Source organism: Exiguobacterium sp. s146, from assembly GCF_018618415.1.
Classification (GTDB): Bacteria; Bacillota; Bacilli; order Exiguobacteriales; family Exiguobacteriaceae; genus Exiguobacterium.
Genome location: NZ_JACSMA010000002.1, coordinates 109,090 through 130,572, shown reverse-complemented (window position 1 = coordinate 130,572; position 21,483 = coordinate 109,090). Strand labels below are relative to the sequence as shown.

General features: G+C 54.0%; 22 protein-coding genes. 14 read left to right on the top strand and 8 right to left on the bottom strand.

Annotated elements, in window-relative coordinates; all coding sequences use genetic code 11:
* Positions 1 to 31: 31 nt before the first annotated feature.
* The gene (locus tag KNP83_RS07255) at positions 32 to 955 is read right to left on the bottom strand and encodes a DUF7916 family protein (RefSeq protein WP_214761917.1); all 924 of its coding nucleotides are present in this window, start codon (positions 953 to 955) and stop codon (positions 32 to 34) included.
* A 90-nt stretch (positions 956 to 1,045) separates the two neighbouring features.
* Here KNP83_RS07255 and KNP83_RS07250 point away from each other — a divergent pair, with 90 nt between their 5' ends.
* Positions 1,046 to 1,600, top strand: a complete 555-nt coding sequence (locus tag KNP83_RS07250; RefSeq protein WP_214761916.1) for a maltose acetyltransferase domain-containing protein — start codon at positions 1,046 to 1,048, stop codon at positions 1,598 to 1,600.
* Positions 1,601 to 1,635: 35 nt separating this feature from the next.
* On the opposite strand, the gene KNP83_RS07245 is transcribed toward KNP83_RS07250, so the two are convergent.
* From KNP83_RS07245 to KNP83_RS07215, 7 genes are all read right to left on the bottom strand, one after another.
* Positions 1,636 to 2,643, bottom strand: coding sequence for a pyridoxal phosphate-dependent aminotransferase (locus tag KNP83_RS07245; RefSeq protein ID WP_214761915.1), 1,008 nt, complete (start codon positions 2,641 to 2,643; stop codon positions 1,636 to 1,638).
* Positions 2,640 to 3,398: a transporter substrate-binding domain-containing protein gene (locus tag KNP83_RS07240; protein WP_214761914.1), complete on the bottom strand. Its 759-nt coding sequence runs from the start codon at positions 3,396 to 3,398 to the stop codon at positions 2,640 to 2,642. The genes KNP83_RS07245 and KNP83_RS07240 overlap by 4 nt, the downstream gene beginning before the upstream one ends.
* A gap of 124 nt (positions 3,399 to 3,522) precedes the next feature.
* A complete protein-coding gene (locus tag KNP83_RS07235) occupies positions 3,523 to 4,050 on the bottom strand; it encodes a P-loop nucleotide/nucleoside kinase family protein (protein ID WP_214761913.1) in 528 nt (175 codons plus the stop codon).
* A gap of 9 nt (positions 4,051 to 4,059) precedes the next feature.
* Positions 4,060 to 4,782 (bottom strand): nucleotidyltransferase domain-containing protein, encoded by a 723-nt coding sequence (locus KNP83_RS07230; protein ID WP_214761912.1) that lies wholly within the window; start codon positions 4,780 to 4,782, stop codon positions 4,060 to 4,062.
* On the bottom strand, positions 4,779 to 5,300 hold the full coding sequence (locus KNP83_RS07225; RefSeq protein WP_214761911.1) for a DNA topology modulation protein: 522 nt from the start codon (positions 5,298 to 5,300) through the stop codon (positions 4,779 to 4,781). Before KNP83_RS07225 ends, KNP83_RS07230 begins: the two co-directional genes overlap by 4 nt.
* A gap of 12 nt (positions 5,301 to 5,312) precedes the next feature.
* Positions 5,313 to 5,759 carry a GNAT family N-acetyltransferase gene (locus KNP83_RS07220; protein WP_214761910.1) on the bottom strand — a complete coding sequence of 149 codons (447 nt, stop codon included), beginning with the start codon at positions 5,757 to 5,759 and terminating at the stop codon, positions 5,313 to 5,315.
* Positions 5,760 to 5,775: 16 nt separating this feature from the next.
* Positions 5,776 to 6,276 carry a hypothetical protein gene (locus KNP83_RS07215; RefSeq protein WP_214761909.1) on the bottom strand — a complete coding sequence of 167 codons (501 nt, stop codon included), beginning with the start codon at positions 6,274 to 6,276 and terminating at the stop codon, positions 5,776 to 5,778.
* Between the two features lie 141 nt (positions 6,277 to 6,417).
* On the opposite strand from KNP83_RS07215, the gene KNP83_RS07210 reads away from it, so the two are divergent.
* From KNP83_RS07210 to KNP83_RS07150, 13 genes are all read left to right on the top strand, one after another.
* Positions 6,418 to 7,881: a phytoene desaturase family protein gene (locus tag KNP83_RS07210; RefSeq protein WP_214761908.1), complete on the top strand. Its 1,464-nt coding sequence runs from the start codon at positions 6,418 to 6,420 to the stop codon at positions 7,879 to 7,881.
* A gap of 15 nt (positions 7,882 to 7,896) precedes the next feature.
* The gene (locus KNP83_RS07205) at positions 7,897 to 8,325 is read left to right on the top strand and encodes a GNAT family N-acetyltransferase (RefSeq protein WP_214761907.1); all 429 of its coding nucleotides are present in this window, start codon (positions 7,897 to 7,899) and stop codon (positions 8,323 to 8,325) included.
* A gap of 101 nt (positions 8,326 to 8,426) precedes the next feature.
* Positions 8,427 to 8,858, top strand: a complete 432-nt coding sequence (locus tag KNP83_RS07200; protein ID WP_021067281.1) for a YlbF/YmcA family competence regulator — start codon at positions 8,427 to 8,429, stop codon at positions 8,856 to 8,858.
* Positions 8,859 to 8,912: 54 nt separating this feature from the next.
* A complete protein-coding gene (mutS, locus tag KNP83_RS07195; protein ID WP_214761906.1) occupies positions 8,913 to 11,438 on the top strand; it encodes a DNA mismatch repair protein MutS in 2,526 nt (841 codons plus the stop codon).
* 4 nt (positions 11,439 to 11,442) lie between these two features.
* Positions 11,443 to 13,245 carry a DNA mismatch repair endonuclease MutL gene (gene mutL, locus KNP83_RS07190; RefSeq protein ID WP_214761904.1) on the top strand — a complete coding sequence of 601 codons (1,803 nt, stop codon included), beginning with the start codon at positions 11,443 to 11,445 and terminating at the stop codon, positions 13,243 to 13,245.
* 163 nt (positions 13,246 to 13,408) lie between these two features.
* Positions 13,409 to 14,074, top strand: coding sequence for a 50S ribosomal protein L25/general stress protein Ctc (locus KNP83_RS07185; protein WP_214761902.1), 666 nt, complete (start codon positions 13,409 to 13,411; stop codon positions 14,072 to 14,074).
* Between the two features lie 199 nt (positions 14,075 to 14,273).
* Positions 14,274 to 15,125: a formate/nitrite transporter family protein gene (locus KNP83_RS07180; protein ID WP_214761900.1), complete on the top strand. Its 852-nt coding sequence runs from the start codon at positions 14,274 to 14,276 to the stop codon at positions 15,123 to 15,125.
* 189 nt (positions 15,126 to 15,314) lie between these two features.
* The gene (locus KNP83_RS07175) at positions 15,315 to 17,159 is read left to right on the top strand and encodes an anaerobic ribonucleoside triphosphate reductase (RefSeq protein WP_214761898.1); all 1,845 of its coding nucleotides are present in this window, start codon (positions 15,315 to 15,317) and stop codon (positions 17,157 to 17,159) included.
* Positions 17,137 to 17,592, top strand: a complete 456-nt coding sequence (gene nrdG, locus KNP83_RS07170) for an anaerobic ribonucleoside-triphosphate reductase activating protein (protein WP_214761896.1) — start codon at positions 17,137 to 17,139, stop codon at positions 17,590 to 17,592. Before KNP83_RS07175 ends, nrdG begins: the two co-directional genes overlap by 23 nt.
* A gap of 54 nt (positions 17,593 to 17,646) precedes the next feature.
* The gene (locus KNP83_RS07165; protein WP_214761894.1) at positions 17,647 to 18,459 is read left to right on the top strand and encodes a fumarylacetoacetate hydrolase family protein; all 813 of its coding nucleotides are present in this window, start codon (positions 17,647 to 17,649) and stop codon (positions 18,457 to 18,459) included.
* 121 nt (positions 18,460 to 18,580) lie between these two features.
* On the top strand, positions 18,581 to 19,849 hold the full coding sequence (locus tag KNP83_RS07160; protein ID WP_214761891.1) for a S1C family serine protease: 1,269 nt from the start codon (positions 18,581 to 18,583) through the stop codon (positions 19,847 to 19,849).
* 57 nt (positions 19,850 to 19,906) lie between these two features.
* Complete coding sequence (locus tag KNP83_RS07155; protein WP_214761890.1) at positions 19,907 to 20,251, top strand: DoxX family protein; 345 nt, start codon at positions 19,907 to 19,909, stop codon at positions 20,249 to 20,251.
* A 17-nt stretch (positions 20,252 to 20,268) separates the two neighbouring features.
* Positions 20,269 to 21,366, top strand: a complete 1,098-nt coding sequence (locus KNP83_RS07150) for an amidohydrolase (RefSeq protein WP_214761888.1) — start codon at positions 20,269 to 20,271, stop codon at positions 21,364 to 21,366.
* The last annotated feature ends 117 nt before the right edge of the window (positions 21,367 to 21,483 follow it).

Sequence of the window (21,483 nt, the reverse complement as noted above, 5' to 3'; positions counted from 1 at the left end):
ACGAAGCCGCAATTGGCTTCGTTCCTTTTGATTAGCGGTTGACCGACGCGGCCATGCGGATATACGTATGGCGCCGTCCCCGGATGGCGATTGATAATGCCTGAATGTTCTCCGGTGTGGCGATGCCAGAGAGGCCGGCGTCGCCGATATGGAACAGGTCGGTCCCGCCGCGCTTCGAGGATAAGGCGATGTCGCGAATCGTCGCCTCATCCGATCCTTCTTGTGACGTGCCGATGGCGGCGACGACGAGTTTGTTCAACGCCTGAATCTCGCGCGTGACTTCATAGAACTCATCTTCGCGGACGCCCGGAACGGTGCCGGGCGCTGGAATCAAGATGATGTCGGCCCCAGCCTCAGCGAAGCGGACATACGCCTCTTGATCGAGTACCCGGCCGACGCCGGCTTGATGCATCTTCCCGGCGATGATGACGCCCGCGAATTCTTGGCGCGCGTTGATGATGGCTTGCTCGATTGCCTCGTTCGTCACCCCGGTGTTCGGGTTGCCAGTCAAACAGATGAAGTCGATGCCGAGCTCGGATGCTCGCGCGAATGCCTCGCGTGTCGCCAGTCGACCTTGCTTCACGTCATACATGTCCTCTGACTTCTCGGAGAAGTCGACCGGTTCGAGGTTGACCCCAATCGGCAAACCGACGAGCCGTTTCAATTCCATAATCGGATTGTCAGACATCGTCTCGCCCGGTACGTTTCCGAACAAGGCGTGGCTTTCGAGTCCTTTTATGTACGGATGGAACACGTCGAGCATATTCAATAGGATCATATCGGCCCCGAACGCCCGAGCGAGTTCGGCGTTCGTCACTTCTGGATAGAGCGGCTGCACGGTCGGGATCACCTCGGCGAGGATGGTACGCCCCTCAGCCTTCCGAATCGACCCGATCAAATCCGAGCGGTTGAACGTCAAGAAATCACTGGCTCTGCAATCAAGAATTCGTTTCATCTGTCTATTCCTCCTCTAGTTCGTCATGTTCCTATTCCCCGTTTGGTCAGAAATTCCTCTATACTAAAACAAGAAAAGGGGGAGAAGCAGATGACAGAAAAAGAAAAGATGATTCGGGGCGAACTTTACATCGCCGGGGATGACGAGCTCGTCGCCGACCGACGTCAAGCGAGGCGTTTGACGGAACGGTTCAATCGGTCCGGCATTGATGAACTCGATCTCCGAAAAGGAGTGCTAGCCGAGCTGTTCGGCTCGACCGGGGGCTCTTACTATTTGGAACCGACGTTCAAATGCGACTACGGCTATAACATTCATCTCGGAGAACGATTCTTCGCCAACTTTGACTGCGTATTCCTCGACATCTGTCCAATCACGTTCGGTGACGATTGCATGCTCGGTCCGGGTGTCCACGTCTATACGGCGACGCATCCGCTCGACCCAATCGAACGAATCTCAGGTCTTGAATACGGGAAGCCGGTCACGGTCGGGCATCGAGTCTGGATTGGCGGTGGGGCCATCTTGAACCCAGGGGTGACAGTCGGGGACGATGCGGTCATCGCCTCAGGCGCCGTCGTGACAAAAGATGTGCCGGCACGGACTGTCGTCGGGGGCAATCCGGCCAAAGTGATCAAACTTATCCCATGACAAAAAGCTCCGACTGGACCTAGTCGGAGCGTTATTTATTCATTCACCGTTTGAGTGGCGTAAACGCTGAGCGCCTCACGGGTCAAGGCGAGGGCTTGTTCATTGCCGAGCGTGATACGTATCCCGTTCGGTTGTTTCGACGTGTGAACCCCATGCGCGGCGAGGTGGGCCCAGACGGCCTCCGGTTCCTCGAGCGTGACATAAATGAAGTTCGCCTCAGCGGGATGGACGTGGCCAATCGTGGCGAACAAATCGCTCCACTGTCCGCGCATGTCGGCGTGCCAAGCGATGGCCTCGTCGAGATAAGTCGCATCTTGTAAGAACATGTTGGCGATTTTCGCGCTGACCCCGCTAATGTTGAACGGCGGGACGAACTGACGGAAATAAGCGGCGAGCACGGGCGTCGTGACCATGAAACCGAGGCGGACGTTGGCCAGGCCAAACGCCTTCGATAACGTCCGCAGCACAATCACATTCGTGAATGAGTCGAGGTGGGGCACCATGCTCGACGTCGGCGTGAAGTCGATATACGCTTCGTCGACGATCAAGTATGGGACGAGTCCTGCGAGTTCGGCCAATTCGGCGACGCTCCATAATTTGCCGGTCGGGTTGTTCGGATTCGACAACAGCAACAGCTTCGGTGCGTGTTGCGCGATTGCCTGGATGAGTGCGTCATACGATAGGTCTTCGGCTTGCACGTGCCGGCCATGGGCAATCGTCGTGAAAATCGGGTAAAGCGCGAAGTCCGGACTCGGTGACAAGACGACGTCTTCTGGTGCGAGCAATGCCTGGGTGACGACGTGAATCATCTCGTCACTGCCGCAACCGACGAGCAACTGATTCGATTCGACCCCAGCGTATGCCGCATAGCGTGTGAACAACTCGTCAATCGGTTGGACCGGATACTCATGCAAGTCTTGGAACGAGATCGTCGCGAGTCGATCATACAACCGCGACGGCACCGGGAACTGGCTCTCATTTTGATTCAAACGGTATCCTTCCGGATAGGTGACTGGGTAAATCGGTAAGGAGACTTGTCTCATTCCGTCGGCTCCATCGAGAACCATTTCTTGGCGAGTTCGTCGATTTCTCCTGAGTCGATCATCTTGTTCAACTCCTCGTTGAACTGATCACGCAGGTCGTCCTCTAATTTAAAGGCGGCGGCCGAACCTTTCTCGCCATCTTCTTTCAAGGCGAACGTGTACAGGCCGGCATCTTGGTCCAAGTATTTTTGGGCGACCGTGTCCTCGATGACCATCGCGTCGATTCGTCCCGTGTTCAACTCTTGAACGATCTCTGGAATCTTGTTCAATGAGACGAGTTCTGCATCCGGAGCCTGCTCTTTGGCGATGTTCTCTTGAATCGATGCCGTTTGGACGCCGATTTTCTTGCCGGCGAGCGCTTCAATCGACTCGAGTGACTCATCTTTCGTCATGACTAAGTTCGTCGCCGACAAATAGATGTCCGAGAAGGCGGCATTTTCTTTCCGCTCTTCCGTCGGCGTCATACCGGCCATGACGAAGTCGACACGTCCGGCGTTCAATGCGCCGAGCAGGCTGCCGAAGTCCATGTCTTCAATTTTGAGCTCGTAGCCGAGGCGTTCCGTGACCGTCTCCGCGATTTCGATGTCGAATCCGACGATTTCGTCTCCGTTCGCCGTATCGACAAACTCATACGGGAAGTAATCGGCGCTTGTCCCCATGACGAGTGTCTTTTTCTCTTCGCCCGTCGTCTCTTGGCTACATCCTGCCAATAATGCACTTGCCACTAATCCCCCTGTAATGACCCACTTTTTCATGTATGAATTCCTCCTTCAAGATATGAGACTAAGTGTATATGTATGATTATTAATTGTAAAGCATAAAAATACAAAAAAGATTAAAAAATGCATCCGGTCAAAAGTCGCATGATGCATCAGGTGGTCAATCCATCGCCTGGAGATAGGCGATAACGTCCGGGAAATACGCCTCGAGCGGGCGATTCGTATTGATTGTAAGCGTATGCATGTTCGGCGGTTTTTTACTGGCTGCGACGGTCCGATAAAAATCTTCTGGTGACACGCTTCCGATTTGACTGAGCTTTCGGTCGCGCTCACGCAACCGGCGATTGATTTCATCGACATCATCGACGAGGCACTCGACGTAACGATATGTGGCCCCGCTATTTGCCGTCATCGCCAGGCCACGGTCAATCATTACGTCATACAGACAGGGGCTATCTAGAATAACATTCCGTCCTAAAGACAGATGGAACTCGACGAGCGCCCAATCGAGATCATAGGCGACTGTTCCGGCCAGTGCCGGGTCGAGCGAATATTGTGCGGTTGATTCGAGCAGTGCCGTCTTCGTGACATCGTGATCGACGATAACCGCATCCAGTCGTCGGGCGATTTCCCGAGACAGCGTCGACTTACCTGATCCGGGGAAACCGGACATTTGTAGAAAGAACATAGAGACTCCTCACGTTTCGTTTGATTTCCCCCGGCTGTATCCGGCGAACACCCGGCCGCCGAACGGGAAGAGCGTCTCATCGACGTAACGGATGAGCGCGTCGGGTTCGTTCGTTTGATAATACGCCTCAAGGGCAGTGACGAGTTCTCGGGCGGCTTGCGCATCGTAGCGGTCGAGAGCGCGGTAAGTCCATTTCGAGGATCCCGTCCATTGACGATTCGTACGCAGTATGAATTCGCAGACTAACGTGGCGAGAGTGCTCGCGATGAATAACCCTTCAGCCCGAGTGTTGCACCCGATCAAATCCTCGAGTGCATCGGTCAGAAAGTATCGTTTCAACTCAATCGTCTCGTCTGACCACGGCTCCGGCCCGCTGTCGAGCAAGGCGCGCGCTTCCTGTTTAATCTCTTCGACGATTTCCGTATCCTTCAAGACGATGCCTTCGGTGACCATTCTTGGCAACGATGGAATGGCCCGCCGGCAATCCTGTTCGAAGAACGCGTGATACGACATCAAGTTATGGGCGAACAGCTCGATGTGCCATCCGTCCTCGATGAACGATTCCCGATAAGACGAGACGAGCGTGTCGTCGAAGACAATGATGTCTAAATCCGACGTCTCGGTCGCCTCCCCACGGACGACACTCCCGGCGAGTAGCGCCGCCTGACAGCGGGGGAAATGTGTGGAGATGAAACGCTGTGCCGCTTCGAGCGGGTTAAGTTTAGGAGTCATAAGCGTCGCTCCTTACCGACGCGCGTCAAGAAGTCGCGGACCTGTTTCTGAGAATCCAACATGATGACTTGTTTTTCGGCAGGAACGGATTGCAGTCGATTGAGTACATCCGGTCGCTGCGACTTCGGATACCCCCACACCCACTTCAAGAACTTCGGGTCGAACCGTTCCTCACAATCTGGACCCATATCAGGGCGTGTCTTGCCGCGGTACTTGAGCATACGCTTCAAGACACGATACGTGCAGACGGTACGCGGCAAGTCGAGAAATACAATCGTGTCGGCAGCATCGACTCGCAAATCGAGCGTCCCCCCATAATTCCCGTCGATGATCCACGAATCACGTTCCATCAACTCGGACTGAATAGAAATTTGTTCTTGTCGCGTGGCGGGTGTCCAATTTGGTTTCCAGAGGAGAGCATCCAAGTGGTAGACGTCGATGCCGAGTCGCATTCCTAGTTCACGTGCGAGCGTCGACTTGCCCGAACCGCCTGAGCCGATTAATAGTATTTTTTGCATAAGGCTAGCCTCTCATATGTCGATTTTCATGAACTTGCTGACGTCGGAGAAGCCAAGTTGTTCATATAGATGCATCGCAGTCTGATTGTGTGCATACACGTTCAAGCGCACGTCGGTATGGCCCATTTGTTTGAATGTATCAAGCGCTTCTCGCATCAACTGTTTCGAATAACCTCGGCCCCGATATGCCGGTTTCACATATAAGTCGTTGATCCAGCCGACCTCTGCGCCTGTCAAATAATCAAATGCTTTGTCGATTTGCGTCCAGCCGATGAGTGTCTCGCCATCAACCAGACAGAGAAAATAAGCGCCAAACTTCGCGGAGTGTTCATATGCCTCAATCATCTTTTCCCGGCTATCAGCCGACACGTGATTGGTCGCTTCTTCGCGATTGACGCCCGCAAGTGCATATATTTCGGCTTGTTGTGATTCGGTTGCTCGTTGAAACGTAAGATTCATGTCAGTTCCGCCTTTGTTAGGACTCTTTAGATTCAAGGATTCGCCATTTCTCAATGACACCGTCCTCTTCGTACAGGATGCGTACTTCCATCTGGTTCAGGACGAGTCGTTGCTCGGTGGCGAACAGCACGATTGGATAACCGGTCGATAACGGCTCGTCCGCTTCGAAGACAGGGCTATGCGCCTGCATGGCATAATAGCCGTCCGAGCGTGTGTTAGCCGCCCCGGCATCGACTTGAATCACCGTCTCGAACCCTTGGAGTCGGAGCATATAACTATATGTCGTTCGCGCCCCACGTTCGAGCCGCCACTCCTCGATAATTGCCTCGCGGCCATCGTTCACTTCCTCGAGTAACACTTTTTGGGCTGTATACTCTCGTTCATACGGAATCATCTCTTGAATGTTGACAGCCGTCATGGTGGCGACTTTTTGTGATTCTTCGGATGGGGGTGTGATCAAAATGCCGATAAAAATCAAGATGGGAATGAGCAGATAAATGATGACCCGACTTCGCATATGGTTTCACCTGTCCTTTATCGATTTTTTTCGCCATCTTCCGGCAGAACCCTGCCTGGCGGATGAAATATGTTCATGCGACAGATTGAAATGTCTCGAATTTCGGGAAGGCATGTATGATGAAGGCAGGAGGGGATCAGGATGCGAATCGGGATTATCGGTGGGGGAATTGCCGGATTGACGACGGGGGCGCTCGCGAGCCGGATCGGCCATGACGTGACCGTATACGAGTCGTCACGAGAATGGGGCGGTTGCGCCGGCAAATTTGAACGTGGGGACTATCGGTTCCCGGCCGGCGCGACGCTTGGGATGGGATTTGAACCAGGCGGCCTGCATGAGCGGGTCTTATCTTATTTAGGTGAAACGATTGACGTTCGTCCATTACCTGAGGTGATGCAGATTCATCTCGATGGAAAGACGATCCGCTATCATCAAGACCGGAATCGGTTTTTAGCAGAACTCGAGGCGACGTTTCCGGAGCTCGCTCCGCAGATTCGTGCCTTCTTGAATGAAGTGTGGGCCGATTTCGAGACGATTCGTCCGTTGTTTGAGACACTACCGGCATTGCCATTTCGGACGGTTCGTGACGCGACGGATGCGATTCGTGCGTTTCGACCGGCCCAGCTTCAGGCGTTCCGGAAGCTATATCGACCGCTTGGTACGACGTTGTCACATCATCGATTGAACGGGACCACCTTCGAACAGGTCATCGACGGCATATTGCTTGATAGCTTGCAGACCGGTGCCCGTGAAGCGAGCCACTTGCTCGCGGCCGTCGCGTTATCGATCTATCATGAAGGGGCGTTCTACGTCGATGGGGGCTTGTATACGCTCGCACACGCCTTGGAGCGGTCGATTCGCCAAGCAGACGGGACGACGCTCCTCGGTCGGCAAATCGTGAAAATTGAACAAGTCGCGGACGGCTGGTTGTTGACCGATCGCCGGGGGCGGCTCGACCTCGTCGATGTCGTCGTCTCAGCCATTCCGCTCGAGGCGACCGCGCAGTTGGTCACGGGACAAGCGGCGCGCCAGTTCCAACGACAGTACGGCCGTCAACTGGAACGTACACAATGGGGGACGTTCAGTCTGTATATCACGTTACCGGAAGCGGTGTGCACGGGACGTCCGCTCTTTCAACAAGTGTATAGTGACGACTTGCCATCAGGTCATGCCTTTATCTCGATGTCGGCTACGGACGATTCGCGCCGGACTGAACGACCGGAACGTACGTTGACCATCTCGACCCATATCGAGTTGTCGGAATGGCAGGCTTGGAAAGATAAGGCGACGTATGAGAAACTAGAAGCAGAATGGACCGAACGCCTCGTCACGGCAGTGAGACGAGCGTTCCCGAGTTGGACTGGTACATCGTCGGTGCTGCTTCCGGGCGGACCTGGAGCGTGGGTGAAATATACGAAACGTCCGCACGGTGCGGTCGGTGGATATGCCCAAACACCGCGACAGGCGTTATTCCATGCGGCGAGCTATCGGACGAACCTTCCGAATTTTTACGTCTGCGGCGACACGGTATTTCCAGGCGCCGGGACGATCGGGGCGATGACGAGCGGGCTACATGTCGCCCGGGCGCTCGGTTCGACGTTATGAGGGGGACAGATTGAGATGCAAAAAAAAAGATTTGACGAATTGACGACGAGGGAACTCTATGAGTTATTGGTGCTCCGCACCGAAATCTTTGTCGTGGAACAAGATTGCCCGTATCAAGAAGTCGATGGGAAAGATGTGACGGCGGTCCATTACTGGATTGAGGCAGACGGTCGCCCGATTGCGGCGTTACGTGTCCTCGAAGATGAATCACCAATCGCCATCGGTCGTGTCGTCACGAAGTTGACGCATCGGGGGCAAGGCCATTCTCGGCGTTTGATGCGAGCAGCCGTGACTGATTTCGGGGATCGCGATTTGTATGTCCAAGCGCAAACATACGTAGAACCGTTCTATGCGAGCTTCGGTTTCAAACGTACGAGCGAGGAGTACTTAGAGGACGGGATTCCACACGTCGATATGGTCCGGGCGGCGACCGTCTCGACGTGAATCGATGCGGTACCGTTTGCCATAAGTTCGTGGTAGAATGATGAAGAATACTTGCGTGCGTCAAATCGTGCGTTCAATCATAGAGAGCAAAGGGGTTTACGATGGTGACTGATCAAACTGTGATTCAAAAAGCGAGAGAATTAGCCGACTTATTGGCGAGCACGCCGGAAGTGGCCCGCTTCAAAGAAGCGGAAACAAAAGTGAACGAAAGTGAACGCGTTCAAACGTTGATTAAACGCATCAAATACTTACAAAAAGAAGCCGTCAACTGTAAGCATTACGGAAAGACGGAAGCACTCGCTAAAGTCGAGCTGAAAATCGACAAGGCGATGGACGAACTTGACTCGATTCCGGTCGTCCAGGCGTTCCAAGAGACACAAGTCGAAGTGAACGACTTGCTTCAATACGTGACGGTCACACTCGCCAACTCGGTGACAGATCGCATTATCGAGTCGACGGACGGTGACGTTCTCGCCGGTAAAACAGGTAGCGGCATGGCAGCGGAAAAATCTCGCGGCGGCTGCGGATACTAACAAACAGACAGCTGGCCTTTGGTCAGCTGTTCTAATTTCTAGAGGTGAACACGAATGGAAACGATACATCAAACCCCGATGATGAAACAATACTTTTCTATCAAGGCCGATTATCCAGACGCCTTTCTCTTCTACCGGCTCGGCGACTTTTACGAGCTGTTTTTTGAAGATGCTCAAGTCGTCGCTAAAGAGCTCGAGTTGACATTGACCGCGAAAAACGGAAAAAACGCCGAGCATCCGATTCCGATGTGCGGGGTCCCGCATCACTCCGCCGCCATCTATATCGAGCAACTTATTGAAAAAGGGTTCAATGTGGCCATCTGTGAGCAGATGGAAGATCCGAAAGCGACGAAAGGACTCGTCAAACGTGAAGTCATTCAAGTCATTACGCCGGGTACATATATGGCCGCGCTCGGTGAGAAAGAGAACCGCTATTTACTATCGGTCGTGAGCGTAGCAGACCGTTTTGGGATTGCCCGCGGCGATGTGACGACTGGTGAATCATGGCTGACGACGTTACCGTCACGCGAGGCCGTCCTACGCGAAGTCGAAGGATTGGTCCCGAGCGAAATCATCGTGGATGACGCCGAATTGGCAGACCATCTCTCATCACTCGGCATCCCGCTGTCGGTGCAGACAGAGCGATTGGCGAGCTCGTTATCAAACGGTGCCCGCGACGAAGCGCAAGTGGGCGCGTTCGAACTCCTTTTCGCCTACTTGACGAGGACGCAAAAACGCGCCCTCGATCACCTGCAGCCCGCTGTCGCCTACGAGGTCGAAGCGCATATGCAACTCGATGCCAACACGGCGCGCAATTTAGAGCTGTTCCGTTCGGCCCGGTCCGGGGAACGGAAAGGGTCGCTGCTCGCCTTGCTCGATGAGACGACGACGGCGATGGGAGGCCGACTGTTAAAGCGTTGGCTCGAACAGCCTTTGTACACGGAACAGGCAATTCGCGACCGGCAAGATGCCGTCGAGAACTTGGTCGATGATTTCATGCTGCGCGATCAATTGCGGGAGCAGTTACGTCACGTCTACGATATCGAACGGCTCGTCGCCAAGGTCGGGTACGGGACGGCCAACGCCCGTGACCTCGTCCAGTTACGGAACACGCTCGAGCGCATTCCGGCGGTACGGGAGTTGCTCGCGAATGTAACGGCAGCGCGGCTGCATCACATCGATGCCACGCTCGATCCATTCGATGCGCTATCGGAACGGCTTCAAGCGGCACTCGTCGAGACACCGCCCATTTCGATTAAAGAAGGCGGCATGATTCGTTCAGGCTACTCGGCCGAACTTGATGAACTGCTCGAGGCGAAAGCGAACGGGAAGACGTGGATTGCCAATCTCGAACAACAGGAACGGCTCGCGACCGGCATCAAGTCGCTGAAAATCGGCTATAACCGTGTCTTCGGCTATTACTTAGAAGTGACGAAAGCGAACGCGCGCCTGCTTGAAGAGGGACGGTATGAACGGAAACAGACGCTCACGAACGCCGAACGCTATGTCACGCCTGAGTTGAAAGAGAAAGAGGCACTCATCCTCGGAGCCGAAGAGAAGAGTTGTACGCTTGAATATGACTTGTTCGTCACCTTACGCGACGAAGTCAAACGCTCAACGAAACCGCTCCAACAGTTGGCCCGTTCGTTGAGCGAGCTCGACGTCCTGCTCGCGCTCGCCATTGTCGCCGAGAAAAGGGATTATGTCCGCCCGACGACGTCGACCAACGTTCAAATCGATCGTGGTCGCCATCCGGTCATTGAGACGGTATTGCCCCGTGGGGAATACGTCGCCAACGACTTGACGCTCGATGACACACGGCGCATGCTGTTGATCACTGGACCGAACATGTCCGGTAAATCGACGTATATGCGTCAGTTCGCCCTGATTGCCATCTTGCATCAAATCGGCTCGTTCGTACCGGCCGAAGCGGCCGAGCTCCCTTTGTTCAATCGCATCTTTACCCGCATTGGGGCGGCCGACGATTTGGTGAGCGGCCAGTCGACGTTCATGGTCGAGATGACAGAGACACGTCAGGCGGTGACGGAAGCGACAGCCGATAGCCTCATCCTCCTCGATGAGATTGGACGGGGAACCTCGACGTATGACGGGATGGCGCTCGCGCAGGCGATCGTCGAATATATCGCGGCCACGATTGGCGCGAAGACGTTGTTCTCGACCCATTATCACGAGTTGACCGTGCTCGAAGATACGATTCCTGCCCTTGAGAACGTACACGTCCGTGCCATCGAACGGGATGGCCGTGTCGTCTTCCTCCATGAAGTCCATCCGGGACGGGCCGATAAATCGTACGGGATTCACGTCGCCGAACTCGCTGATTTGCCGCCAGATTTGATTGAACGGGCACGGACAATTTTGTCCGAGCTCGAGACGGAACCGAAACCGGCACGGACAGCGGTGGAACAGCCGGTTCCGGTTGAACCTGTCGCCCAACTGTCACTCTTTGAGGCCGAGGACGACCTCAAACGACAACTGCTCGACCTTGATCTGTTGGCGATGAACCCAATCGAGGCGATGCAGGCGCTCTATGCGCTCCAACAATCCGCGAAGAAGGGGTGAGTCGATGGGAATCATTCAAGAGTTACCGGAACAGCTGGCCAACCGAATTGCGGCCGGTGAAGTCGTCGAACGCCCGGCCTCGGTCGTGAAAGAGCTTGTCGAGAACGCGATTGATGCCGGTGCCACGAAAATCGAGGTCGATTTGGAGGAGGCGGGCATTCGCCTCATCAAAGTTCGTGATAACGGGCACGGATTTTATGAAGAGGACGCCCCGCGCGCTTTTTTGCGCCACGCGACGAGCAAAATCCGGGACGAGCATGATTTGTTTCGGATTCGCACGCTCGGTTTCCGTGGGGAGGCCCTTGCCTCCATCGCCTCGGTCAGCCATGTGACGCTGAAGTCGCGCCGAACCGAGGAAGACGGCTTTGAGATGACGCTGCAAGGTGGTGTCGTCACGGCACAGACACCGGCCGCCGCGAACGTCGGGACCGAGATTGCGGTCAGCCAATTGTTTTACAATACGCCGGCCCGGCTCAAATATTTGAAGACGTCGGCGACCGAGCTCGCGAGCATCACTGATACGCTGAACCGAATCGCCTTATCCCACCCAGAAGTTCGTCTCACGGCGTTCCATGAAGACAAGGAACTGTTGCGGACGAGCGGGAACGGCGACATCAAGCAAGTCATGCTCGCCATTTATGGGCGTCAAGTCGCGGCACAAATCGTCACGGCATCGAGCAAGACGAACGACTATAGCTTGAGCGCCCATCTCGTCCGACCGGAAGTGACGCGGTCGAACAAGCAGTACGTGACGCTCATCTTGAACGGACGGAGCATCAAAAATTTTGCCTTGACCCAAAGTGTGCTCGAGGGCTACCATACGCTGCTCCCGATTGGCCGTTATCCGATCGCCGTCCTCGAAGTGAACATGGACCCGATGCTGATTGACGTCAACGTCCATCCGACGAAACGGGAAGTCCGGCTTTCGAAAGAGAAAGAGCTGTGCCAGTTGATTCGCGAGACGGTCCAGCTGACGCTCCGGGAACAACGGTTGATTCCGACGGTCAAACCGAAGGAACGACCTGAGCACCGTACCGAACAAGAGCGGCTTGATTTCACGGTCGAACGGACACCGGTCCCGGAAGAACCGCCGACGTGGAACTATCCGATTCCACGTGAGCCCGTCACGTCACCGACTCGGTGGTCGCCGACGCCGCTCATCAATGAAGCGCCTGACCCGATTGATTCGATTGACGAATCGGAAACGGTCGAGACGAAAGGCGACCGCTTGCCGCCGCTAGATGTCATCGGTCAACTGCATGCGAGCTATATCGTCTGTGGTGCCGACGATGGCATGTATGTCATCGACCAACACGCGGCCCAGGAACGGATTAAATACGAGTTGTTTTATGAGCAGCTCGGGAATCCCGACAAAGACTATCAGTTGTTATTGCTCCCGCTCACGCTCGAGTTCACGCAAGAAGAGACGCTCGCCATCGAGGAAGTCGCTCCGCTCTTAAAAGAAGCGGGTCTTGAATTGGAACCGTTCGGAGGCAATTCGTTTCTCGTCCGGGAGATTCCGACATGGTATCCACAGCATGATTTAGAAGGGACCGTCCGCGATTTGATTGAGATGGCGATTCGGGACCGTTCCGTCAATCTCGCCAAATATCGGGAAGACGCCTCGATTTTGATGGCATGCAAACGTTCGATTAAAGCGAATCATCCATTGAACCACGAGATGATGCGGCAATTGCTGCATGACCTCAATCAGACGACGTCCCCGTACACATGTCCGCACGGGCGTCCGATTCTGGTGAAATGGAGCACGTACGAGTTGGAGAAATTGTTCAAACGGGTAATGTGATACGCTTGTAATCTTTTTTTAACCGGCTGTAACGTTTATGTCCGGGTGCCTGTGGGAACAATATACACATGTCACTCAACGCATCGAGGTTGAGAGGTGGCTCTTTCACTGCCTCACCCTCAAGATGTAGACATGATCGATAAACCAGTAGGGGGAAAAGATTATGGCAGACAAGCTTAATGTAACGAAACGAGAATTACGACCACGTTCGGTCCGTGCAAACTTGCGTAAAGAAGGAAAAGTACTAGGTGTCGTCTACGGCTATAAAGTCGAAAGCACACCGGTCGCATTCGAAGAGATGGCACTTCGCAAAATTCTTCGCGAACACGGTGACAACGCGCTCATCGAGTTGAACATCGACGGCAAGAAAGTGAACACGCTCGTTCACGGGACTGAAGTTGACCCGTTCACGAACGAATACAAGCACGTCGAGTTCATGGCCGTGAAGATGGACGAAGCGACGGAAGTCGAAGCGGATGTCACACTCGTCGGCGACGCGAAAGGTGTCAAAGAAGGCGGCTTCTTGGCGCAATCGCTCTATAAAGTAACGGTATCGGCGACACCGGCTAACATTCCGGAACGTATCGAACTCGATGTCTCTGAACTCGGAATCGGTGACTCGATCACGGTAGCTGACATTCCTGAGAACAAAGATTATGAAATCGTCTCGGATGGCGAGCTTCAAATCGCATCGGTCAATGAGCCGGTCTCGCTTGAAGAACTCGAAGCAGACACAGATACTACGACAGAAGGTGAAACTGAAGCGACTGAAGAGTCAGCTGACGAAACATCTGAAGCGTCTGAAGAGAAGTCCGAAGACAAAGAATAAGTGCGTTCAAACGACCCTTTGCGAAGGGTCGTTTTTTTGGTCACAAATCCGACATATGTAAACGATTACGATGTGAAAAATGTGTCAACATAGGCCAAAGGCGATTGCAATTAACTGGATTCGGGCTTATATTGTTAATGATTTCACATGTTCGTTCTTATTATATGGGTTCATTCAAACAGAAAGAAGGGTTTGTGACATGGCATCAATGGAAATCCATGCACTCGAATCATTACGGAAAAAAGCTCAGGCGTCTTCGCACATGATTCATTATCGGCCAATGGAATACTTTTTACGGGCAATGCTTGCGGGGATCTTTATCGGATTCGCTTCAATCTTCACACTGAAAGTCGTCAATGGGATGTATTTGATTGATTCACCGTTCACGACGCTCATCGGCGGGTTTTCATTCGGGATTGCGCTCGTCATGATTATCTACGGTGGAGCCGAACTGTTCACAGGGAACACGATGTATTTCACGACGTCGACGTTACGCGGCTATACAACGCTCAGCGACACGATGCTCGTCTGGTTGCTCTGTTTCGTCGGGAACGCACTCGGTGGCATCTTGTTCGCCTTGTTGCTCGCGCCGACTGGCGTCATCCAAGAACTCGGTATGGACAACTGGCTATTCGCGGTCGTCGAGAGCAAGATGCATCACACGACGGTCGAGATTTTCTTCCGCGCCATCTTTTGTAACTGGATGGTCTGTCTCGCCATCTTCTTACCAAAACAGATGAAAAATGAGTTCGCTCAAATCTTCTCGATGATTTTCCTCGTCGCCGTCTTCTTCGCGTCAGGATTTGATCACGTCATCGCCAACTTCGTCTTGTTCGCGCTCACGCTCGTCGTCCCACACCCTGAGGCGATCAGCTTTGCCGGCGCCATCCACAACTTGATTCCAGCCACGTTCGGTAACATCATCGGTGGTGCCTTGTTCATGGGTGCGATTTATACATGGTTGAACGCGAAAGGCTTGCGTGAAGCTCAAGAATCAGAAGCAACAGAAGAAGTTGAACTAAAAATCGTAAAGCCGGCCAAAGAATTGTAAGCCGGTTCGCGTGTAGAAACGGTCGAGTCCAGACGAGGGCTCGGCTGTTTTTGCGTTTATATCACAACCAACGCTCACAATTTAGACTTCACAACTCCTCGCATAAACGTGACATAATCTATATATGGAACATTATCGAGTTTTAAACTTGATGAGTATCAATATATAGTGAGGTGATATGGAGTGAACATGCTCCAGCTTTATGAAGATGTCTGTGTTCTCCCAGACCAGGATCTCGTACAAGAGAACGCCAACGTCGACGGGAAATCACCACTCGGCAAACTGGCACGATTATCGTCGGAAGTCTCGAAACAGCTATCAACTTCGTACTTGTTGTCAGAGCGGACACGTCAGGCCGTCGCGGACAACTTTTTGTATATCCATGACGCCGATTATTACGTGACGGGATCGACGACGTGTTGTCAAATCCCGCTCGGCGAGTTGTTGACAAACGGATTTCATACCGGACATGGGACGATTCGACCTCCCCAAGACATTCGTTCGGCGATGGCACTCGCTTCCATCATTCTTCAAGCGAACCAGAACATGCAACACGGGGGCCAAGCCTTTCCGATGTTTGATGTCGATTTAGCACCATACGTCGAAAAGACGTACGAACGTCAACTCGAGCGGCTCCAAAAGCTGCCGGTCGAATGGTCGACCGAGCAACTTCACGAAGTCGCTGAGAGCGAGACGGTCACGGCGACGTATCAAGCATGCGAGGCGTTCATCCACAACGCCAATTCGATGCATTCACGGGGAGGCGGCCAAGTGCCGTTCGTCTCGATCAATTACGGGACCGACACGAGCCGCTGGGGCCGAATTTTCATCCGTGAATTGTTGCACGCGACCGAGCGGGGGCTTGGCAACGGGGAGACTCCGATTTTTCCGATTCAAATCTTTAAAGTCAAAGAAGGCGTCAATTTCCATGAGACCGACCCGAACGTCGACTTGTTCCGTCTCGCCTGCCGCGTGACGGGCAAGCGCTTATTCCCGAACTTTTCGTTCGTCGACGCTCCGTTCAACTTGCAGTATTATGACGGGACACACGCCTCGGAAGTGGCCTATATGGGATGTCGGACCCGGGTCATGGGGAATCGGCATGGCGCCGAGACGTCAATCGGACGAGGCAATTTATCGTTCTCAACGTTGAACTTGGTCAAGATGGCACTTGTCGTTTCAGACATCCGTTCGTTTTATGAGACGCTCGACGCCTACGTCGATGTCGCCATCGAACAACTGCTCGAACGATTCGACTATCAAGCGAAGCGTCATGGCGACGAGTTCCGCTTCCTTTACGCCCAGCACGTCTGGCGGGGCAGCGAGACGCTCCAGCCGGAAGCAGAGTTGCGGGACGTACTGAAGCAGGGGACGTTGTCCGTCGGGTTCATCGGTCTCGCCGAAGCGTTGCGTGTGCTCACAGGCGGTACGCATGCCGATTCACGTGAGGCGGAACGACTCGGGCTCGATATCGTGACGCATTTACGTGACCGGATGAGGCAGGCGGCAGAGCGATATGATCTGAACTTCTCGCTGTTGGCCACTCCGGCCGAAGGGTTGTCCGGGAAGTTCGTCCTGAAAGATCAGCAGGCGTTCGGAATCATCGAGGGTGTCACCGACCGAGCCTTTTACACGAACTCGTTTCACGTGCCGGTGTACCAGTCGGTGTCGATTCGTGACAAGATTCGACTGGAGGCGCCGTACCATGCACTCTGTGACGCGGGGCATATTACCTATGTCGAAGTCGACGGGTCGCTCGCCCATAATCCGGAAGCGGTCGAAGCGCTTGTCCGGCTCATGCGTACCGAAAACATCGGCTACGGATCGATCAATCATCCCGTCGACCGTTGCGGCTCGTGCGGTCTCGAGGGAACGATCGATGCGGCATGCCCGACGTGTGGCGAGGAAGAACGGATTGAACGGATTCGACGCATCACCGGCTATTTGGTCGGTACGATGGACCGATGGAATTCGGCAAAACGAGAAGAAGAACGAGCGAGGGTGAAACATCATGCGCGTCCTATCCGTACTTGACGAATCGGTCGTCGATGGTCCGGGCATTCGCACGGTCATCTTTACGGCGGGATGTCCTCATCGTTGCCCCGGATGTCACAATCCGGAATCATGGAATCCGCGCGGGGGGGAGGACGTGGCCATCGGGGACTTGCTCGACAGAATCGAACGATCCGGCTGGGACGGCGTCACCGTCTCGGGCGGAGAGCCGTTCCTTCAACCGGAAGCACTGGCCCGGCTCGTCGACGGGTGCAAGACGCTTCAGAAAAACGTATGGGTGTATACAGGCTATACGTTCGAACAGTTACAAGCGATGGACGATGAACATGTTACCCGCGTGCTCAATCGTGCCGATGTGCTCGTCGACGGACGCTTCGAACAACCGCTCATGGACCGATCGCTCCGCTTTCGGGGCTCGAGCAATCAGCGAATTATTTTTTTGAACAAAGCGTAATCGGGACCGTCGCGTCCCGATTTTTTGTATACTAGCAAAAAAGGGGGAATTTTGATGAAATGGTGTAGTTTTCAAGTCGAAGGAGAGCAAAGGGTCGGTGTCGTGGAAGGGGAATTCGTTTATGACGTCAGTGGCCAATTACATACGACTTCACTGTTAGAGGTCATCGCACGAGAATTTGAACCGGATGTCGATTTGGACGTCGCACCACGGACGGCATTGCACGACGTCACGCTCGTCGCACCGTACCGGCCGCTCAAAAACGTCATCTGTATTGGCAAGAACTATGAGGAGCACGTGAAAGAGATGGATACGGCGGGAGCCGGTAAGCTCGTCATCTTCACAAAAGCACCGACCTCGGTCGTCGGACCAGGGGCGGTCGTCGAACGTCACCCTGAACTGACCGACCAGCTCGATTACGAAGGCGAGCTCGCCGTCATCATCGGAAAATCGGGTCGGGACATCGACGACGCCCATATTTTCGGTTATACGATTTTAAACGACATTACGGCCCGGGACGTCCAAAAACAGCACGTCCAATTTTTCCGCGGCAAATCGTTCGACACGTTCTGTCCGCTTGGACCGTATATCGTCACACCGGATGAACTCTCGTTCCCGCTCACGATTCAAACCGTCGTGAACGGGGAGACACGCCAAAACGGCACGACGGCGGACATGATTCGTCCGATTGAAGAATTGATTCGGACGTTGTCGAAAGGGATGACGTTGGAAGCCGGTGATATCATCGCGACCGGCACACCGGCCGGGGTCGGCCACGGAATGACACCGCCTGTCTACCTCCAATCGGGGGACACGGTCGAAGTGAGCATCACGGGGCTTGGGACGCTCAAAAACGTCATCGCCTGACCCAATTGACGCAAATTGTGAAGAATCTTGTAATCGATGTCTTATTTTCGCACAACGATGACTACGTCTCTTATACTAAGGGTACAACAAAGAGGAAACATCATATAGGAGATGATTACACATGGAACGCAATGATCGTCCAACAGAATCAAATGAATCGAATCGCCACGAGGATTGGCTCGATACCGAACTCGGCTCGTCAGAACATCGACAAGAACCGTCACGCGCAACACAGCCACAGCCGACCCGACCTTCGTTCGTCGGCCGGATGTTCCCTGGTTTCGTCGGCGGGGTGATCGGGGCCGTCTTGACTGGGGCCATCGCCTTCCCGTTCATCGATCAAGCTCCGACGAACGTGTCAGACACGAACGTGACGTCGGAAGGGTCACCGGTCCAGACGACGTCGACAACAACCGACAGCTTGGTCACCGATGCTGTCGCGACCGCACAACCTGCCGTCGTGACGGTGAACAATTTTGCTTCGAACGGATTATCGAATGAATCGGTCGAAGCCGGTGTCGGCTCAGGGGTCATCTACAAAAAAGACGGGGACTCGGCGTATATCGTCACGAACCATCACGTCGTCAACGGTGCTGACCGACTGACCGTGACGTTCAATGACGGGTCGACAGCGGACGCCAAGTTGATGGGCAGCGACGCCACGTACGACTTGGCTGTGCTCGAAGTCGATGCGGACAAAGTCCCGTCGGTCATTACGATTGGGAAGTCGAGCGAATTAAAACCTGGACAGACCGTGATCGCCATCGGTAACCCGCTCGGCCAGTTCGAGAACTCGGTCACACGCGGGGTCGTCTCGTCGACGTCACGTTTCGTGCCGGTCGATACGGATGAGAACGGCCAAGCCGATTTCAACGCTGAGGTCATCCAGACAGATGCTGCCATCAACCCGGGTAATTCCGGTGGCGCCTTGATTAACGAATCGGGCCAATTGGTTGGGATCAACTCGATGAAAATCGCGACCGATTCGGTGGAAGGGGTCGGCTTCTCGATTCCAGTCGATATCGCCTTGCCGCTCATCAATCAAATCGAACAGACGGGTGAAGTGAACCATCCGTCGCTCGGCGTGTCGCTCCGAGACGTGTCTGAGTTCCCACCCGGGTACTTGACCGAGCAAATCAATCTGCCGGAGTCGGTGACGGCCGGCACGATTATCGTCGAAGTGCAGGCGAACAGCTCGGCCGCACGGGCCGGACTTGAAGCGCGCGACGTCATCGTGAAAATTAACGATCAAGCCGTCTCGTCGTTCATCGACCTTCGGAGTGAACTGATTCGCGATACGGACGGAACGGTCACAATCGAATACGTTCGTGACGGCAAGACCGAGACGGTCGATGTCGAGATTCAAAATGCGAATGGGGATGCATTGTAAAGATGGGCACACAGCCCATCTTTTTTTGTTATGCTTAGAAAAAAGGAGGGGATTCCATTGATTCGCACACTGTATGGGGTTTTATTTTTAGGGGCCGGCATCATGCACTTCGTTCAAGAACGGGCGTTCATGTCGATCATTCCAAAATCATGGCCGTTCAAACGGTTCATAGTTCAAGCGAGCGGTGTCATCGAAGTCATCTATGGCGCGCTGCTGCTCACGAATAAAGGGACGGGGTTCGTGAAGCGCACGTTACCGGCATTTTTGATTGCCGTCTTTCCGGCCAACATCAATATGGCGCTCAAGCCATCAAAACTCGGCAAGATGCCGCTCCCGAAATGGGTGACGTGGGCCCGGTTGCCGTTGCAATGGGTATTGATTAAAGGGGTCAAAAAAATATAAGTACATATGGGGGATCGATGATGACGAACGTATTGAACTGGTTTGAGCATTTTCATGCCCATCCGGAAGTGAGTTGGAAAGAAATTGAGACGACGAAGACGATCGCCGACATCTTGACGTCATGGCAAGTCCGTCACGAGACGTTTACCGACGTCACCGGTGTCATCGCCGAAATTGGGGAAGGAGACGACGTCATCGCGGTCCGGGCCGATATCGACGCCTTATGGCAACAAGTCGACGGGACGTTCCAAGCCAACCATTCGTGCGGCCACGATGCCAATATGAGCATGGTGCTCGGCGCACTCGATGCGTTGCGGCACAAACACCTGCCGAAACGGGTCCGGTTTATTTTCCAACCGGCGGAAGAACAAGGCAACGGGTCGCTCGCAATGATTCGACACGGGGCGTTAAAAGATGTCAGTCAGCTGTACGGCATCCATTTGCGTCCGCTCGAAGAACTGAAACGCGGTCAATATGCGGCTGCGATTCAACATGGGGCCGCGTTCTTCTTGAAAGGCAACATCAGCGGGGCCGACGCCCACGGCGCGCGGCCGCACCAAGGCCAGAACGCGTTAGACGTCATCTTCACGATTCAACAGATGCTTAAAAGCATCTATTTGTCGCCGTTCGAACCGCATTCGATTAAATTGACGGGCGTGCAGGCGGGAAGTGACAATTTGAATATCATTCCCGGCAACGCGACATTCTCGATCGATGTCCGGGCCCAACAGAACAAGGAACTGCTCGAGTTGCGCGACCGGGTCGAGACGATGTTGCACCAGATTGCAATTTTGCATGGGGTGACGATCGACTGGGAATGGCAAGATTTCACACCGGGCGCTCTGATTGGAGAACGTTCGAGCCGTCATGCGGCCGAAGCAATTAGCGAGCGGTTCGGGGCCGATGCGCTCGTCGACCGCATTATCACGTCAGGTAGCGACGATTTTCATTTCTACACCGTCGAACAGCCGGGACTCGATGCGACGATGATTGGCATCGGCGCCAACCTGACACCCGGGCTCCATCATCCACAGATGACATTCGATCGCGGCGTTCTGCCGGAAGCGGCCGGTCTGCTCGCCGATACGTTGCGACGGGCCGTCCATACGACATGAACGACGAAATGAACGAGGCGAATTCGCTTCCGTTCATTTTTTTATTGCCATCTTTTCATGTAAGCGTTATCATCATCTTATTAGCGACAATATAACGACAATTCAGAATCTTTCGCT

Bases quoted from the DNA above. Each gene is read 5' to 3' on its own strand.
- KNP83_RS07255 (WP_214761917.1), bottom strand. From the start codon at position 955: ATGAAACGAATTCTTGATTGCAGAGCCAGTGATTTCTTGACGTTCAAC.
- KNP83_RS07250 (WP_214761916.1), top strand. From the start codon at position 1,046: ATGACAGAAAAAGAAAAGATGATTCGGGGCGAACTTTACATCGCCGGG.
- KNP83_RS07245 (WP_214761915.1), bottom strand. From the start codon at position 2,643: ATGAGACAAGTCTCCTTACCGATTTACCCAGTCACCTATCCGGAAGGA.
- KNP83_RS07240 (WP_214761914.1), bottom strand. From the start codon at position 3,398: ATGAAAAAGTGGGTCATTACAGGGGGATTAGTGGCAAGTGCATTATTG.
- KNP83_RS07235 (WP_214761913.1), bottom strand. From the start codon at position 4,050: ATGTTCTTTCTACAAATGTCCGGTTTCCCCGGATCAGGTAAGTCGACG.
- KNP83_RS07230 (WP_214761912.1), bottom strand. From the start codon at position 4,782: ATGACTCCTAAACTTAACCCGCTCGAAGCGGCACAGCGTTTCATCTCC.
- KNP83_RS07225 (WP_214761911.1), bottom strand. From the start codon at position 5,300: ATGCAAAAAATACTATTAATCGGCTCAGGCGGTTCGGGCAAGTCGACG.
- KNP83_RS07220 (WP_214761910.1), bottom strand. From the start codon at position 5,759: ATGAATCTTACGTTTCAACGAGCAACCGAATCACAACAAGCCGAAATA.
- KNP83_RS07215 (WP_214761909.1), bottom strand. From the start codon at position 6,276: ATGCGAAGTCGGGTCATCATTTATCTGCTCATTCCCATCTTGATTTTT.
- KNP83_RS07210 (WP_214761908.1), top strand. From the start codon at position 6,418: ATGCGAATCGGGATTATCGGTGGGGGAATTGCCGGATTGACGACGGGG.
- KNP83_RS07205 (WP_214761907.1), top strand. From the start codon at position 7,897: ATGCAAAAAAAAAGATTTGACGAATTGACGACGAGGGAACTCTATGAG.
- KNP83_RS07200 (WP_021067281.1), top strand. From the start codon at position 8,427: ATGGTGACTGATCAAACTGTGATTCAAAAAGCGAGAGAATTAGCCGAC.
- mutS (WP_214761906.1), top strand. From the start codon at position 8,913: ATGGAAACGATACATCAAACCCCGATGATGAAACAATACTTTTCTATC.
- mutL (WP_214761904.1), top strand. From the start codon at position 11,443: ATGGGAATCATTCAAGAGTTACCGGAACAGCTGGCCAACCGAATTGCG.
- KNP83_RS07185 (WP_214761902.1), top strand. From the start codon at position 13,409: ATGGCAGACAAGCTTAATGTAACGAAACGAGAATTACGACCACGTTCG.
- KNP83_RS07180 (WP_214761900.1), top strand. From the start codon at position 14,274: ATGGCATCAATGGAAATCCATGCACTCGAATCATTACGGAAAAAAGCT.
- KNP83_RS07175 (WP_214761898.1), top strand. From the start codon at position 15,315: ATGCTCCAGCTTTATGAAGATGTCTGTGTTCTCCCAGACCAGGATCTC.
- nrdG (WP_214761896.1), top strand. From the start codon at position 17,137: ATGCGCGTCCTATCCGTACTTGACGAATCGGTCGTCGATGGTCCGGGC.
- KNP83_RS07165 (WP_214761894.1), top strand. From the start codon at position 17,647: ATGAAATGGTGTAGTTTTCAAGTCGAAGGAGAGCAAAGGGTCGGTGTC.
- KNP83_RS07160 (WP_214761891.1), top strand. From the start codon at position 18,581: ATGGAACGCAATGATCGTCCAACAGAATCAAATGAATCGAATCGCCAC.
- KNP83_RS07150 (WP_214761888.1), top strand. From the start codon at position 20,269: ATGATGACGAACGTATTGAACTGGTTTGAGCATTTTCATGCCCATCCG.